This window comes from Bradyrhizobium sp. HKCCYLS2038 (assembly GCF_051167655.1).
Taxonomy (GTDB): Bacteria; Pseudomonadota; Alphaproteobacteria; order Rhizobiales; family Xanthobacteraceae; genus Bradyrhizobium.
Window position 1 is genome coordinate 940,917 of the sequence record NZ_JBNPTM010000001.1, and the last position, 18,132, is coordinate 959,048.

The 18,132-nt window shown below is 67.8% G+C and carries 1 protein-coding gene; it reads left to right on the forward strand.

The features are described from left to right. Positions 1-241: 241 nt before the first annotated feature. A complete protein-coding gene (locus ACQR1I_RS04260; RefSeq protein ID WP_434867867.1) occupies positions 242-18,127 on the forward strand; it encodes a VCBS domain-containing protein in 17,886 nt (5,961 codons plus the stop codon). Positions 18,128-18,132: the final 5 nt, after the last annotated feature.

The window sequence follows — 18,132 nt, forward strand, 5'->3', positions numbered from 1 at the left end:
TTGTCACGCGGGGGCGTCCTTCGCCGCGAGGCAACGAGGGCATGGTGCTGACCGCCGAGCAGACTCCGGATCATGCCGCCCGCGTTCGGAGGCCGGCGGCGCCCTGCGGCTGTCGTCCGGCGGGGCTGTTCAGCCCGCGAGCATCGTTTCCGCTTCCGAGAGCCGCCCGGCTCGGCGGCGGCTGTTCGGACTGACGCCCGCATACGTCTTGGACGCATTGGTATTGTACGAGGATAGTTGAATGGTGGTCACGACGATCAAGTCCGACGGTTTGTCGTCGGATCCGTCGCCAAGCGGATCGATCACGAACGCGGGCGCCTTCGCGGCCCAGCATCCGGCGAGCCCGGTCGCCACCGCCGCCGTTCAGGGGCAGCCGCTGCAAGACCATCCCTTGCCACGGCCGTTTGCGCCGGCGGAGCGCCGTGACGAGCGTGTCCCTGTGCTGGAAGCGCGCCAGGACCCGGGCGAGCAGCCGGAGGCGACCTCGCCGAAGCCCGCCCAGGTCATCGGGCGCGTGGTGGAGACCAAGGGCCACGTCGTCGTTTTGCGCAACGGCGTCGCGGTCACGCTCCATGACGGCGACGCGCTGCACAAGGGTGATGTCGTTCAGACCGATGGTGACGGCGCCGCCAGTCTGATCTTCAGGGACGGCAGCGTTTTCCAGCTCGGCCACGAGTCGCGCCTCGCGCTGACCGAGTTCAGCTATGGCCAGCTTGGCGTCGAGAACCGTGAAGACTTCAACCTGCTGCAGGGATCGTTCAGCTTTGCCGCCGGCGCCGTCGCCCGGACCGGCGACATGCGCGTCAAGGTCGCATCCGCCTCGGCGAAGATCCTCGGCGGCGTCGGAGGCGCCGACATTGCCGAGAGCGGCGGCGTCGCCAAGCTCTCGATGTACCATCAGCAGCACGGCCGCGGCCACGCGACAATCTACGACGGCGACGGCAGTCCGGTCACGACCATCGATGGCGATGGCGGCAGGCTGACCCTGACCTCGACGAACCCGTTGCATGTTGCCGCCGACGAGCAGGCCAAGTCCGAGGCCGACAAGGCCCAGGAAGCCTCCACCCTCAACCAGATTCTGCAGATCAGGATCCTTGCGAAGGACAGCGTCGATCCCACCGCGATCGGCAGTCGCGGTTCGTCCTTTGCGCCTATTGGCGGCGACGACCACAGGACACCCGTGTTCGAGCCAGGCTCGTTTGGCTTCGGCTCTGGTCAGTCCGCGCCGTCCGACCCCACGGGCGGCTTCGTCCAGCGCGGTGCAGACGGCACCTCCGGAGGTCTGCCCGCCGACGCCGGGTTCGGGCCGGTCAACCACGCGCCAGTGCTCGATCTGCATGTCGCCGCGGTGGCGGCGCTCGAGCAGACGCCGCTGACGGTGTTGCCGCAGCTGACCTTGAGCGATGATGACGGCACGACGCTGCTGAAGGCGACGATCCGGATCGCCGGACATTTCGAGCCGGGCAAGGACATGCTCGCCTTCGCCGGTACGGCGCAGGTCGAAGGCCGCTTCGAGGCCAGCACCGGCACGCTGACGCTCGTCGCCGCGCCCGGCCACACCGCGAGCCTGGCCGATTTCCAGGCTGCGCTGAGCAGCGTCCGCTACATCTATGTCGGTGATGCGCCGTCGGCGCTGCCGCGCACGTTGATCGTCACGGTGCAGGACGCCGGCGGCACCGCATTCGATGGCCACGACTTGGCCACCGCAGCCGTCACGCTGACGGTCACGGGCATCAACGATGCGCCGACGCTCAGTGTGGGCCAAGCCCCGGTTGCCGCCGCCGAGCAGACCCCGACGGCCGTCGCTCCGCATGTGTCGCTGTCGGACGTCGACAGCACGGCGATCGATCACGCCTCGCTGCAGATCACCGGCAACTACCTGCCCGGCGAGGATGTGCTGTCATTCACCGACACGGCGCAGATCCACGGCGCCTTCGATGCGGCCACCGGCACGCTGATCCTGACCGCGCGCTCCGGCCATTCACCGACGGTCGCGGATTTCGAAGCCGCGTTGCGTTCGGTCACCTATATCGACACCAGCGACAATCCGTCATCGCTGCCGCGCACGCTGATCATCATTGTGCAGGACGCCGACGGCACCGCCCATGGCGGGCACGACACGACGGTGCGCACCGTCACGCTGACGGTCACGCCCGTCAACGATCCGCCTGCCATCACCGGCGAGACCGATCCGGCCGCCGTCGCCGAACTCGCGGATGCGCATGCGCAATCCGCAGGTCCGATCACCGGCACGCTGTCGGCTGTTGACCGCGATATCGGCGACGTCCTGACCGGGCATGTGGCGGCGTCCGCAACGGTCAGCTACAGCGGCGGCGCGCTGCCGGCCGGCGTCGACATCGACGCGTTGCGTGATGCGGCGGCGATCTCGTTCGACAGCGTGACGACCAGCATCAGTGGCGGCGTCAATCCGCTGACATGGACCTATCAGCCCGCCGCAGCAAATCTGGACTGGCTGGCGGCCGGCGAGACGCTGACCATCACCTATCTTGCAGAGGTCACCGACGGCACGGCGCATGTCGGCAGCCAGCCGCTCACGATCGTCATCACCGGCAGCAACGATGCGCCCACCATCGTCGCCGCGCAAACGGCGGCCACGGCGACGCAGGATGTCGCCGTTGATGCCCAGGGCCAGCTCCACGCGAACGGCAGCTTCGGTTTCGCCGACCTCGATCTCTCCGACACGCATTCAGCCTCGGCCATTTTGCTGAGCACGACCGGCCCCGGCGGAGTCGCGCTCGGCAGCATGGCCGCGCTGATCGACACGGATACGGCCGGGGGCAGCAGCGGCGAAGCGACATGGAGCTACCACGTCGACAACAGCGCGGTGCAATTCCTCGCTGCCGGCGAGAGCGTGGTCGAGACCTACCGCGTCACGGTCAGCGATAGCCACGGCGGAACGGTAAGCCGCGACGTCAGCGTCACCATTGCCGGTGCCAACGATGCCCCCGTGATCACCACGGCGCAGGCGACCGGCGCGGTGACCGAGGACAGCGCCGTCGATGCACACGGAGAACTGCAGGCCAGCGGCGTCATCGGCTTCGGCGATGTCGATCTGACCGATACCCACACCGTCTCGGTCGCCCTCGTCAGCTCCAGCAACGCCGGTGGCAGTGCGCTGGGGACGATGAGCCCGCAACTGACTGCTGATACCAGCCACGGTGCTGGCGGCGAGCTCGATTGGACTTACCAGGTCGACAACAGCAGCATTCAGTTCCTGCAGGCCGGCCAGACGGTGACCGAGATCTACGCCGTGACCGTCAGCGACGGACATGGCGGACAGACGACGCAGAACGTGGCGGTCACGATCACCGGCACCGAGGATGCGCCGGTGCTGACCGCCGGCGGCTCGGGCACCGTGACCGAAGCTGCCGACGCCTCTGCACAGGACATCGCGCCGATCACCGGCACGCTTGCGGTGACCGATCTGGATCTCGGCGATGCGCTGTCGGCGTCCATCGTCGGTTCACCGGCGGTCACGCTCGATGGCTATGACTTCACGTTGCCTGTTGCCGCCGCATCGCTGATCGATCACGCGCTCTCGTTCCAGAGCGGCGTCACCTCGAACGGCGGCGCCGCACAGATCGGCTGGAGCTATGATCCCGCGGCCGCCACCCTGGATTTCCTGCGCCAGGGCCAGCAGCTGGTTCTGACCTATACGCTGGCCGTCTCCGACGGGATCCACGACAGCGGCACGCAGACGGTGGCGATCACCATCACCGGCACCGATGACCTGCCGACCATCACCGGCACCGCGGGGGCAGTCGATGAGGCGGCCGACGCCCATGCCCAGACGATCACGCTGGCGGGCACGATCGCGGTCACCGATCTCGACGCCGGCAACCCGTTGACGGCATCGGTCATCAGCTCGCCGGCCGTGATGCTGGATGGCCAGGCCTTCACGCTGCCGGCCGGCGCGGCGGCGCTGGCTGACGCCGGCGCCCTGACGTTCGACAATGCCGGATATCTGTCGAATGGCGGCACCATCAACACCGCCTGGATCTACCAACCGGGTGCCGCGGATCTGGACTTCCTGAAACAGGGCCAGACGCTGACGCTCACCTACGCCGTCGACGTCAGCGACGGGGTAGCGACCGGTCTGCCTCAGACCGTGGTCATCACGATCAACGGCACCAACGACGCGCCGGTGGCGGCCGCCGACAGCTACACGACCGCCGAAGACAATGCGTTGATCGTTCCGGGCGCAGGCGTGCTCGCCAATGATCACGATGCCGAAGGCGATGCGCTCAGCGCGATCCTCGTCAATGGCCCCAGCCACGGCACGCTGGCGCTGAACCACGACGGCTCGTTCACCTATACGCCGTCAGCCGATTACAACGGTGTCGACAGCTTCACTTACAAGGCGAATGACGGCCTGGCCGATTCCGGCACCGCGACCGTCAACATCACGGTCACGGCGGTCAACGACCCCGCTGTGATCTCGGGCGTCAGCAGCGGCGCAGTCACCGAGGCTGGCGGCGTGAACAACACCGCGCCGGGAATGCCGACGGCGGCCGGCGCGCTGACCGATACCGACGTCGATAATCCCGCCAACACCTTCAACTCGGTCGCAACGCCTGCGGCGAGCACCGGCGGCTACGGCACCTACACCATGACCTCCGGCGGGGCGTGGACCTATCATCTCGACGACGGCAATAGCACGGTGCAGGCACTCAATGCCGGCGCAACACTAATCGACACGTTCACGGTGTCCACCATCGACGGCACGCCGCAGGTGGTGACGATCACCATCAACGGCGCCAACGATGCGGCTGTCGTATCGGGCACGACCGGCGGCGCGGTGACTGAGGCGGGCGGCGTCAACAACGGCGTGCCGGGTATCCCGGTCGCGACGGGCACGCTGACCGACAGCGATGTCGACAATGCCGCCAACACGTTCAACGCTGTGGGAACGGCAACCGTCACCGCGGGCGGCTACGGCACCTACACGATGACCTCGGGCGGCGTGTGGACGTATGCGCTCGACAACAGCAATCCCGCGGTTCAGGCCCTCAACACTGCCGCAACGCTGACCGACACTTTCACGGTGACGACGATCGATGGCACCGCGCAGGTTGTCACGGTCACCATCAACGGCGCCAACGACGCGGCGGTGGTGTCCGGCACCGCCAGCGGCGCGGTGATCGAGGCGGGTGGCATCAACAATGGCACCCCGGGAACACCGGTCGCGACGGGCACGCTGACCGACAGCGACATCGACAACCCGGCGAATACGTTCACAGCCGTCAGCACGGCGACGGCGAGCGCGGGCGGCTGCGGGACCTACACGATGACCGCGGGCGGCGTGTGGACCTATACGCTCGACAACAACAATGCCACGGTGCAGGCGCTCGACGTCGGCGGGACGCTGACCGACACCTTCACGGTAGCCACCATCGACGGCACCACGCAGGTGGTGACGATCACCATCAATGGCGTCCACGATACGTCCGTGGTGACCGGCACGATCAGCGGCGCGGTCATCGAGGCGGGTGGTCTCAACAACGGCACGCCGGGCGTGCCGGTCGCGACCGGCACGGTCACGACCGCCGAGGGGACCTTCGTGACGGTTGCCGCAGCCACGGCCAGCACCGGCGGCTATGGCACCTACGCGCTCACATCAGGCGGGGTGTGGACCTACACGCTCAACAACAGCAATCCCGCCGTCCAGGCGCTCAATTCAGGCGCCATTCTCACCGACACCTTCACCGTCACGACGACGGCCGGCAGCACGCAGGTCATCACCATCACGATCGCCGGCAGCGACGATTTGCCGGTGCTGTCCGGCGACGCGTCGGCCTCGCTGCTGCAGGGAACGTCGACGGTGATCACCACCGCCGACCTCAGCGCCGCCGATATCGACAACACGGCCAGCCAGCTCACCTTCAACGTCAGCAGCACCGTTCACGGCTACGTCGCGCTGTCGAGCACGCCCGGTGCGGCAATCACCAGCTTCACCCAGGCCCAGCTGGCGGCGGGACAAGTGATCTTTGTCCACGACGCGACCCAGAATCCGGCCGCGAGCTTTACGGTCACCGCGACCGACGGCAGCCTGAGCACGGCCGGGATGGCCGTGAACGTCGCCGTCAACAGCGACTTCGTCATCACCAGCAATCTCGATCTCGGCGCCGTCTCCGAGACCATCCACAGCCTGAGCCAGTCCGCCGGCATTCTGTCGGGCACGGGCACGCTGACCGACGCCAACGGCGCGACCTTCACCGGCGGCACCGAGAGCGGCAGCGGCACGACGGTCGTCAATGGCCTGGCGTCGTTCTTCGATGCCGGCAACGAGACGTTCACGCTCGACGGCCGGACGCTCCAGCTGCATGGCTCGGCCCAGAACGGGACATTCTCCGGCGATACGCTGCATCTCAACAACGGCGCCGTGCTGAAGATCGATGCCGGCGTCACCTTCACCGATGCCTCCGCCTCAGGCACCGCCTTCACCATTTCCTCGAGCGCCGGCACCGGCACCGTCAATGTCGCCGGCAGCTATGAGAAGACCGGCGGCGGCACCACGGCGATCTCGACCGCGCTGACCAACACCGGAACGATCGACGCCAAGGCCGGCACGCTCGACCTCGCCGGCAGCGTCACCAACTCCGGCACGCTCAAGGCGGAGAGCGGCGGCACGCTGCTGGTGGCCGGCAACGTCACCGGATCGGGCGCCGTGATCGTCGATGCCAACGGCACGGTCGAGTTCGGCGGCAATGTCGGCGCCGGGCAGACGGTCACGTTCAGCGGCTCGTCGGGCACGCTGAAGATCGATCATCCCGCCAGCTTCGCCGGCACCATCACCGGCTTCAGCGGTGCGACCGACACGATCGACCTCGCCGGGATCAATCACAATTCCGCGCAGTACGCGCAGTCGTTCAATCCGTCGACCGGCATCCTGACGGTGACGGACGGCGTCAACACCGCCAGTCTGCATTTCAGCGGCGCGACCTACGGCTTCGCAGCGACGAGCGACGGCGCCGGCGGCACCCTGATCAAGCCGGCCAATGTCTTCATCGTCCACAATGCCGCCGAGCTCAACGCGGCGCTGCTCGCGGTCAGCCAGGGCGGCTCTGCGGCCGCTGCCAACACCAGCTATTCGATCGAGTTCGCCGCGGACATTTCGGTCACCTCGCTCGGCGCCAACCTGACCGCGATCAATCTTGCCAGCGGCAGCTCGCTCGTCATCCATGGCGGCGGACATGCGCTGGATGGCGGCAACGCCTATCGCGGCCTGTTCGTGTACGGCGGCAACGTCACCATCGATCATCTCGCCATCAATCATACGCTGGCACAGGGTGGAGCCGGCGGGACACAGGGCGGCGGCGGTGGCGCCGGTTTGGGCGGCGGACTGTTCGTCGCCGCAGGCGCCACGGTGTCGATCAGCGACGTCAGCTTCAGCGGCGACAGGGCGGTCGGCGGCAAGGGCGGCAGCCTCGACGGTGGCGCTAACAGGGGTGCCGGCGGCGGCGGCATGGGATCGGCTGCCAGCGCCAACACCGGACAGTATCGGCACGACACGACACAAGGGCCGCAAGGCCATTCCACCTACGTCGCAACGGCGTTCGACGGTACGGCTGGCGGCGGTGTCGGACTCAACATTCCCGGCCAAGGTGGACTAGCGGATGGCGGCGCCGGTGGCGCCTGGACAGGCGGAAGCTTCACCAACTACACGCCGGCTGGAACCGGCGGCTTCGGCGGTGGCGGCGGTGGTGGCTTCTACAGCTACATGAACTCCATCGCTACGTCCCAGATCTCGCGGGTGGGCTCCAACGGCGGCAATGGCGGCTTCGGCGGCGGTGGTGGCGGCGGGGCCAGCGGCTCAGCCGGACTACACACCACAGGCGGCGCCGGCGGCTTCGGCGGCGGTGGCGGCGGCGGATATTTCGGCGGTGCCGGCGGCTATGGCGGCGGCGCCGGGGGCGGCAAGGTCAGCTTCGGTCTGCTCGGCTCCGGTGGCGGCGGCCTCGGTGCCGGTGGCGACATCTTCGTCCAGGAAGGCGGACACCTCATCGTCGGTGCTGGCTCTCTGTCGGGCGGAACCGTCGCCGGCGGTGCCGCAGGGAACCTCAGCACGGCAGCGCAAGCCGGCCAGGCGCTCGGCTCCGGCATCTTCATTCAGGGCAACCAGACCGTCACCTTCGCGCCGGCGTCTGGCGACGATCTGGCGATCTCCGACGTCATCGCCGACCAGCATGGCAATGGCGGCACCGGCAATGTCGAGATTGCCGGTGCCGGCACCGTGCATTTCGCCGCGGCCAACAGCTATGTCGGCACGACCACCGTCGATGCCGGCGCCACACTCGACATCGATGCTGCCGGCGGCCTGGGAACGGGTGCAGTCACCGACAACGGCATCCTCAATGTCAATGCGGCGACGACGTTTGCCAGCACGGTCAGCGACGGCGGCGTTCTCAACGTCAACGCAGCAACGACCTTTGCCGGCGCGGTCATTGACAGCGGTGTCCTCAACGTCAATGCGGTCACGACCTTTGCGAGCACGGTCACCGACAACGCCACGCTGAACGTCAACGCGGCGACGACATTCGCCAACACCGTCAACGACAACGGCGCGCTGAACATCAACGCGTCCGCGATCTTCCAGGGCACGGTTGTCAACAACGGCACCGTCACCATCAACGCCGCCAATGCCGATTTCGCCGGATCGATCACCGGCAACGGCACGATTAACTTCGGGACCTCCGGCGGGACTGCCGTGTTCGAGCATGGCGTGCCGACCCAGACCATCTCGGGCTTTACCAATGGCGACGTCATCGACCTCCGGTCGGTGGTGGCGACAACGGCCGTGGTTGGGACCAACAATGTCGTGACGCTGAAAGATGCCGGCGGCACTGCGGTTGCGACCCTGCATTTCGATCCGGCGCAGACGCTCGGGCCGTTCGGCGTGACCAGCGACGGCCAGGGCGGCACCAAGGTCGTCGCCATCCAGACCAGCTTCAACGTCAGCTCCGCGGCAGATCTCAACGCGGCGCTCGCCGCGATCAGCCAGGGCGGCACCTCCTACGCGAAGAACGCGGCCTATACGATTCACTTTGCCGGCGACATTTCGCTGGCCTCGCTCGCCACCTCCGCGCAGCTTGCTGCGATCAACCTCGACACCGGCAGCTCGCTGCTGATCGACGGCGCCGGCTTCAAGCTCGATGGCGCCGATGCGCATCGCGGCTTCTTCGAATATGCCGGCAATGTGCGAATCCAGAACCTCACGATCGCGCACACGCTGGCGCAGGGCGGCGACGGCGGCATTGGTGGCGGCGGGGGCGGCGCCGGGCTCGGCGGCGGTCTGTTCGTCGCGGCCGGCGCATCGGCTACGATCGCCAACGTGACCTTCCTCGACAACGCGGCCCATGGCGGCGACGGTGGTGGCGTGAACCCGGCCGGTCGGATTTTTCAAGGTGGCGCGGGCGGCGGCGGCATGGGCATCGATGGCGCCGCTGGCTCCACGACCGGGGTGTACCATCTCAATCACTACAACGTCTTGTCCGGCTGGGGCTATGCGGGCGGAGCGGGCGGCGGCCTGGGCCTGTCGAATCTTCCGGACGGAGGTGGCGCAGGAGGGACGTCGTATCGCGGATCGTCCCCGACCTCCGGCGCCTTTGGCGGTGGCGGCGGCGGTGGCAGCGCGTTTCTCGCCTCCGCGAAAGCCGGAACCACCGGTGCACAGGGCGGCTTCGGCGGCGGCGGCGGTGCCGGCGGCGGCTTCAACACGAACACCTACATGTACGGCAACGGTGAGAATGCTGGCGGCGGCAATGGCGGGTTCGGCGGCGGCGGTGGCGGCGGTGGGCTCCGCGGTCACGATGGCCTCGGGGGATTTGGTGCCGGCAATGGCGGCGTCTCCTTCGCCTATCGGGCCGGCGGGTATTACCAGGCGAAGATCGGCAATGTCGGCGGCGGCGGGCTCGGTGCCGGCGGCGGCGTCTTCGTCCAGGAAGGCGGCACGCTGATCCTCGAGAGCGGCTCGCTGTCCGGCGGTTCCGTGGCCGGAGGCGCCGCTGGCGCCATCCAGGCAGCTCATCAGTTGTATGATATGCCCGGCGCCGGTCAGGGGCTCGGCAGCGGCATCTTCTTCCAGGGCAATCAGTCGATCGTCCTCGCACCGACGGCGGGGAATGCGATCACGATTGCCGACGGGATCGCCGACCAGGGCGGCAATGGCGGCAGCGTGTCGTTTGAGATCAAGGGACCGGGCACCGTCGAGTTCGACGGCGCCAACTCCTATGTCGGCGGCACCATGATCGATGCCGGCGCCAAGCTCACGCTCGGCGGCCAGGGGACGCTCGGCTCCGGCGCGGTCGTCGACAATGGCGACCTCGTCATCGCGCACTCCGGCACGTTCGGCAATGCGTTCAGCGGCAGCGGCGATCTCGGGCTCGGCGCCCAGATCATCAACGTCACCTTCACCGCCTCGGTGTTGCTCAGTGGCTCGCTCGATCTCGGCAATGGCGACAATGTCGCCGCCTTCAACGGCGGGCTGTCCGGCCTGCAATCGATCAATTTCGGCACGGGCATGCAGACCCTGTCCGTCACGGGCGCGATGCCGAGTACGGTGGTGCACGGCTTCGGCGTTGGCGACACCATCGACCTTGCCTCGATCAACGCAACGGGCGTCGGCAGCTTCGTCAACAACGTGCTGGCGCTGACCGGCCCCGGTGGTGCTGTCGTCGCGACCGTTCACTTCGACCCGGCCCAGCAGAATCTCGCGCCGCACGGCTTCCTGCTGGTCTCCGATGGCGCCGGCGGCACTGACGTGATCCTCAACGAGGTGCCGGTCTATCATGTGTCGACCACGGCGCAGCTCGTCCGCGCGATCCATGAGATCAGCGTCGGCGGCACGTTCTCCTCCGCCAACCAGAGCTACGAGATCGATATCGTCGGCAGCTTCACGCTTGATGGCGCGCTGCCCAATATCAATCTCGCCAATGGCGACACGCTGACGATCCACGGCCTTGGCCATGAGATCAACGGCGCGGCCACTTATTCCGGCTTCCTCCTGCAATCCGGCGCCGTGACCATCGATCATCTGACCGTTTCCGGCTTCGTCCGGCACGGCGGCGACGGTGCGTCGCCAGGAAATGTGTCGTTTCGCGGCGGCGGCGGCGGCGGATTAGGTGCAGGCGGCGCGCTGTTCGTCGGCGCCGGCAGCTCGGCGACGCTGACCGATGTCGCGTTCACCGACAATCACGTGTTCGGCGGCAATGGTGGTCAGGGCGGCATCTACACACGGATCGCCGGCGGCGACCGGGGTGTTGCGACGGGCGGCGCATCGAACCCTGGCCAAGTGGGGTTCGGCTATGGCGGGACCGGTGGCAGCTCCCACAACGGTGACGCCGGCGGTTTCGGCGGTGGTGGCGGCGGTGGTGGGAGTGGAAGCCCGAACTCCACGCCCGGCGCGGGTGGCAGCGCCGGCTACGGCGCCGGGACCGGCGGGCTTGGCGGCTCCAACAACGGTGGCGGCGGCGGCGGCGGCGGCGCGGGCCTCGGCGGCGCCGTGTTCGTCGCGCCGGGCGGCGCGCTCAACCTCAACGACTCGGACTTCTCCAACAATGGTGCAGCCGGCGGCGCCGGCGGCGCCGGCCTGTGGGCGAGCGGCGGCACCGCGGGCCAGGGCATCGGCAACGATCTCTTCAACTATGGCGGCACGATCGGCCTGACGTCCAACCCCGGACAGACGACGACGATCGATCAGTACGTCGCCGGCACGCAGGGCAATTTCAACATCTACGCGTCCGGCATCGTCGTGCTGGCGCAGGGCATCGGAACCGGTGTCCTCAACATCTCCGGGTCCGGCACCGTCAGCGTGCTCAACGACATCACGGCCACCGCCATCAACGTGTCGGGGACCGGCAATGTGCTGTTGCAGGGCGAATTCCACGGCCAGCAAGCCATCACCCATACCGGCAGCGGCACGCTCACCGTCAAGCCGATCTACAACGTCTCGACCACTGCCGAGCTCGTCACGGCCATCCAGACCATCGACGGCAACCCGATCACGGGCCTGCCCGTCAACTACGTGATCAATCTCACCGCAGACCTGAACCTGAACGCGGTGCTGCCTATCCTGACGATCGCGGCCGGAGACACGCTGACCTTCGAAGGCAACGGCCACATCATCGACGGCGGCAACAGCTACGGCGGATTTTTTCTCCAGTCCGGCTCGGCGACGTTCGCCGATCTGACGATGCAACACCTCGTCGAGCGTGGCGGCGTCGGCGCTAACGGCTTTGTACTCCTGGGGGGCGGGGGAGGAGGCGGTAGCGGCGGCGGCGGTCTCGGCGCGGGTGGCGCATTTTTCATCGGCGGCTCCGCAACGCTCGAGAATGTCAACGTCATCGCAAACGGCGCGATTGGCGGAAACGGGGGCACCACTGCGCAGCGGTATCCCTACCCCGGCGGGACAGGACCAGGATACGGCGGCAACGGAGGCTATCTCGACGGCTGGACAGGACTCGGGTCCGGCGCTCATGGCAGCGCCCGTTGGAGTTGGAGTCCGGCACCCAACGGCGGGTTCGGCGGCGGTGGCGGCGGTGGGTTCGCAAGTGGCTTCTACACCGGTCGCTACGGTCTGCAACAGAGCGGTGGCTCCGGAGGTTACGGCGCCGGCAACGGCGGCTCGTCGGGTGGAGTCGGCGGGGGCGGTGGCGGCGGCGCCGGACTCGGCGGCGGCATTTTCGTCGACGGTGGTGGTTCGCTCACGCTCAAGGGCGGCGTTTCGATTGCTGGCAACTACGTGCAAGCCGGACTCGGAGGATCGGGCGCGAGCAACGGGGCTGGCATAGGTGCGGGTCTTTTCACCGCGTCGAACACCGTCACGCTGGCGCCCTCGCTCGGGCAGACGGTCCATATTTCCGATGCGATCGCCGGCCACATGACCGGCACGCTCCACATCGATGGGGCCGGCATCGTCGTGCTGGACGCGATCACGGCGACGGTCATCGACATCACGGGCAGCAGCGCGCTGACGCTGCCGTCGTCCCTCATCAACGACTCGCTGACCGTATCGGGCTCGGCCACCTACACCGTCACTGCCGGTTTCACCGGCGGCGGCCATTTCGGCGCGGCCGGCTATGGCGTGCTCACGATCGCCGCTGCGCAGATCGTGACCGGCGGAGTTCAACTCGCCGACCACGGCACGGTCGAGCTTGCCGCCGCCAATGCCGCGGGCAGCGGCGCGATCACCTTCCAGTCCGGTGCGCAGGCAACCCTGATCATCGATCAGGGCGCGACGCCGACCAATGAGATCGACGGCTTCGTTCCCGGCGATACGATCAGGCTGGCCGGCTTCGCCGCCGGCGCCACCGCGACGCTCGGCGCCGGCAATGTGCTCACCGTCAGCGACGGCGCGCACAGCGCTCAGCTTCATCTCAATCCGAACTTCGATTTCTCGACCACCCAGTTCAACGTGGCCGCCTATAGCGGCGGCATCGTGCTGAGCGAGACGATCGCGCCGAAGATCACGCTTGTCGGCCAGCCGCTGAACGGCAACCAGGTCGTGCTCAGCGGCATCGGGGCGCCCGGCAGCACCGTCCAGATCTTCATCGACGGCAATCAGGTCGGCACCGCCGCCCCGGACGCCAACGGACATTTCACGTTCTCGACCGCGGCGCTTGCCGATGGCGAGTATCATGTCACGGCCACGCAGACGGCCGTGGGCCAAGGCCCGCTCACGGCGTCGCTCGTCGTCGACGTTCTGCCGAACGTCCCGTCGGTCGCACTGGCCGCCGGGCAGCCGCTCTTGGTCAACAATGCCGGCGTGCATCTGCAGGGCAGCGGCGAGCCGAACCAGACCGTCACCCTGCATCTCAGCGGTCCCGGCGGCAGCTCCCTGACCTACACCACCACGACCGACGGCAGTGGCAACTACGACTTCGTCACGCCGAACCTGCCCGACGGCCACTACACGCTCAATGCGACCGAGACCAACGCGCAAGGCCTCGTCAGCCCATCATCGGGCGTGCTCGCCTTCGACGTCCATCCGAAAGCCCCGGTGATCGCCGTGGTCGGGCAGCCGCTCGATGGGGCCAGGATCGAGGTGGCAGGCAGCGCCGATCCCAACATCACGATCAACATCTGGGTCCGCAATGCCTCCGGCGACCAGTACATCGGCTCCGGCAGGAGCGATGCCACGGGTCATTTCGACTTCACGGCCAGCCAGCCGATCGGCCACGGCAACTACACGCTGCTCGCATCGGCGCAGGACGCCGTCAACCTGGTGAGCGACCAGGCGATCCCCTTCGCGTTCCATGTCGATCCGCAGGCGCCTGTCATCACCGCGATCGTCGGGCAGCGCGTCAACGGCGGCACCGCGGAGGTCAAGGGCAGTGCGCTGGCGGGCAGCACCGTGACTCTGTACGAGGGCAACGCGGTGGTCGGGGTGGGCGTCGCGAATGGCGCCGGCGTGTTCGATATCGTCACCACCGCGACGTTTGCGGATGGCGTCCACGCATTGCGGGCGACCGCGACCGACTCCGACAGCCTGACCAGCCCGTCCACCTCGTTCAACGTCAACGTGCTGCCGACCGCACCGGTGATCTCGGCCGTCATCGCGACGGCGGCTCAGACAATCAAGGTTCAGGGCACGGGCGAGGCGGGAGAAACCATCAAGGTCTATGCCGATGGCACGACCTTGCTGGGCTCCGGTGTGGTCGATCAGACCGGGCATTTCGATGTCAGCGTCGATGCGCCGGGCGGGCGTCACGTCATCACCACGACCGAGACCAACGGCGACAATCTGACGAGCGCCGTCTCCGCGGGCGTTGCGCTCGACGTGACGCCGCGGGCGCCCGTCATCACATCGGTGGCGCCGCTGGTTGCGACGCAGATCGACGCCAGCCACGCCTTCATCGTCAAGGGCACCGGCCAGCACGTCGGCGAGACCATCACGCTCGATGCCGATGGCGGCACGACTCCGATTGGCACGGGTGTCGTTGCCGCCGACGGCACCTTCACCATCACGACCACGGCGGCGCTCGCGAACGGCAGCCACACGCTGACCGCGACCGATGCCGCCGGCGCCGACGTCAGCGCGCCGTCGGCGAGCTTCGCCATGTATGTCGATCCAGCGCCGGTTACTAACATCGGTCAGGTCGGGGTCGGCGCGGATCACGGCGTCATCGAGTTGCAGGGCACCGGGCAGCCGGGCGATACGATCACCCTGATGCTCGGCAACACGGTGATCGGCACCGGAGCCGTCGATGCGTCGGGCCATTTCGACGTCACGACCGATGCAAGCGCGGGTGTGCTGCTCGGCCCCGGTCATCAGCACATCACGGTGATCCAGACCGACAGCCTCGGTCATGCGAGCCCAGCGGCCGCGTTCGATGCCAGCGTCGCTCCGGCTGCGCCCGTCGTCGCGTCGGTGGTCTCCGTGCCGGACCCGGTCGGACGCGTCGAGGTGAAGGGCAGCGGCGAGGCCGGCACCATCATCAAGCTCTATGCCGACAACGGCACCACGGTGATCGGCACCGGCACGGTCGATGCATCAGGCCATTTCGACATCACTAGCGAACTCCAGTCGGTCAGCGGCGGCGCGCACAGCATCACGATGACCGCGACGACCATCGACGGCATCACCGGACCGGCATCGGCGGGCGCTGATGTCACGATCACGCCGGTGGCGAATACCTGGACCATCACCTCGGCGGCCGATCTCGCCAAGGCGATCGCGGCCATCGACGTCTCCGGCGCCAGCGCGCAGAACGGAACGCATTATACGTTCGACATCGTCCGCGATCTGCAGCTCAGTGATCAGTTGCCGCTGTTCAATCTTCCACCGGGCGCCTCGCTCACAATCGCCGGCCATGGGCACGTGCTCGACGCCCATGGCCTGCCGGGCCTGTTCGTCTACGCAGGCAATGTCGAGATCGACGATCTCAGCATCATCAATGCCGTGGCGAAGGGCGGCGACAGCAGTTTCGGTGGCGGCGGCGGTGCCGGCCTCGGCGGCGGATTGTTCATCGCATCAGCAGGCACGGTGACGCTGTCCAACGTCAATTTCGCCAACGACAAGGCGGTCGGCGGCACCAGCAGCGGCGTGTTCGGCTATTTGGGATCCGCGCTCTACGGTGGCGGCGGCGGCCTCGGCGGCGCCGGCGGTTTCCAGGGCGGTGGCGGCATTGGCATTCATGCCTCCGGCGCCAGCCATCCGCGGTCCTACTATTCCGGCACGGGCGCTGGCAGCGGCATCGCCGTTGGAGCGCCCCCGGGAGGCGGGCAGGTCGTCGGTACGAATCCGGCCTATCTGGGCGGAGCCGATGGCGGCGGCGGCGGCCTCGGCGCTGGCTTCTATGCCAGCGCTGGCGTTTTCGGCCTTCCTGGATACGGCCGCCCGGGCGGCGGCGGTGGCATCGGCGGCGGCATTGGCACCTTCAATGGTAGCGTTGAAGCGGGCGGATCAGGCGGCTTCGGCGGCGGCGGCGGCGGCGCCACGATCGACGTCGTGAATGCAGGTGGAGCTTCCATTTCCGGATATGGCGGTGCCGGCGGATTTGGCGGCGGCGGCGGCGCTGGCCGGCATGGCGGCGGCGCCGGCGGCTTCGGCGGTGGCGGTGGCGCCGGTGGCGGCGTTTACGGCACGAACGGCGGCGCGGGCGGCTTTGGCGGTGGCACGGGGGGCAGTGGCGCCTATGGCGGCGGCGGCCTCGGCGCCGGCGGTGCGATCTTCGTTCAGCAGGGCGGCACGCTGATCTTCGCCGGCTCGGGCAGCGAGCAGAACGATGGCGTGACCGCGGGCATTGCGACCGGCTTCGACGCCAATGCCGGCGCGGCCTATGGCAGCGGCATCTTCCTGCAAGGCGATCAGTCCATCACCTTCGCCCCCGATGCGGGACACAGCATCACTCTTGCCGGCGTGATCGCCGACATGACCGGCTCGCACGATGCCAGCGGCCAGACCGGCGCCGGACATCTGCTGCTCGACGGCGGCGGCACGCTGGTGCTGGGCGCGACCAACACCTTCACCGGCGGCATCACGATCGAGAACGGCACGCTCGATCTGACGGCCCACGGCGCCGCCGGCTCCGGCGCGATCAGCTTCTCACCGGCCGACCATGCCGCGCTGGAATTCAGCGCGTCGAACGCGCCGACCAACGCGATCGCGAATTTCGGCACCCGCGACCAGATCGTCGTCGACGGCTTCCATGCGACCAGCGAGAGCTACAGCAATGGCGTGCTGGTGCTGAACGGCGCCAGCGGCTCGGTCAGCCTCAAGGTCGCTGGCGCGGATCTGCATTCGCTGTCCGACTTCCACTTCGCGTTCGATGCCGCCAGCGGCGCCACGATCATCACCGGCGGACCCGACCGCTCCGGCAATGACGTCATCCATGGCGGCAGCACGGCCGATCTCTTCACCGGCGGCACCGGCGACGACGTGTTCTTCTTCCGCGGCAGCGATCTTGCCGCCGGCGTCACCGACAAGATCACCGATCTCGGCTGGGCGAACGGCAGCGGCGAGCACGACCGCATCCATCTCGAGGGTGTCGATCCCAATGCGGTGGCGGTCACGACCGTCAATGGTGGCCACGACACCGACATTGCGATCGCCGTCACCGGCGGCACGTCGCACATCCTGGTCCAGGGCACCGGCGCGGCGCCGCTGGAGATCGAGTTCCAGAACACGACTCCGACCAGCGACGCCGACCTGAGCACCCTGCTGACAGCCTCGACCGTGAACGAGACGGTCGGCCGGTTCACGGTCGGGGCCAATCCGCCATACATGAAATCCCTGGTGAGCTACGGAGCCGATGGCAACGTTGCCGCGCAGGATGTCACCAACAATGACGGATCGCACACCATCACGCTGCAGGCGTCGAATGCGGCGGTGACGGCCTCGGCCGCCAGCGACACATTTGTATTCCAGTTCGCTGCACAGACGCGGGCCAATGCGACCATCACCGGCTTCGACGTGGCGCACGACATCCTGCAGCTCAGCCATTCCGTCTATGCGGATGCGGCGGCTGCGCTGGCCGCGATCGCCGCGGATCCGCACAACACCAATAGCCCCGCTGACACGACCGTCGCGATCGACGCCAGCCACAGCATCACCCTGGTGGGGATCAATCCGAGCCAGCTTGCACAGCACGACATTCTGCTAGTGTAGGGGTC

Coding starts and splice junctions, on each gene's coding strand:
- ACQR1I_RS04260 (WP_434867867.1), top strand. CDS start 242: ATGGTGGTCACGACGATCAAGTCCGACGGTTTGTCGTCGGATCCGTCG.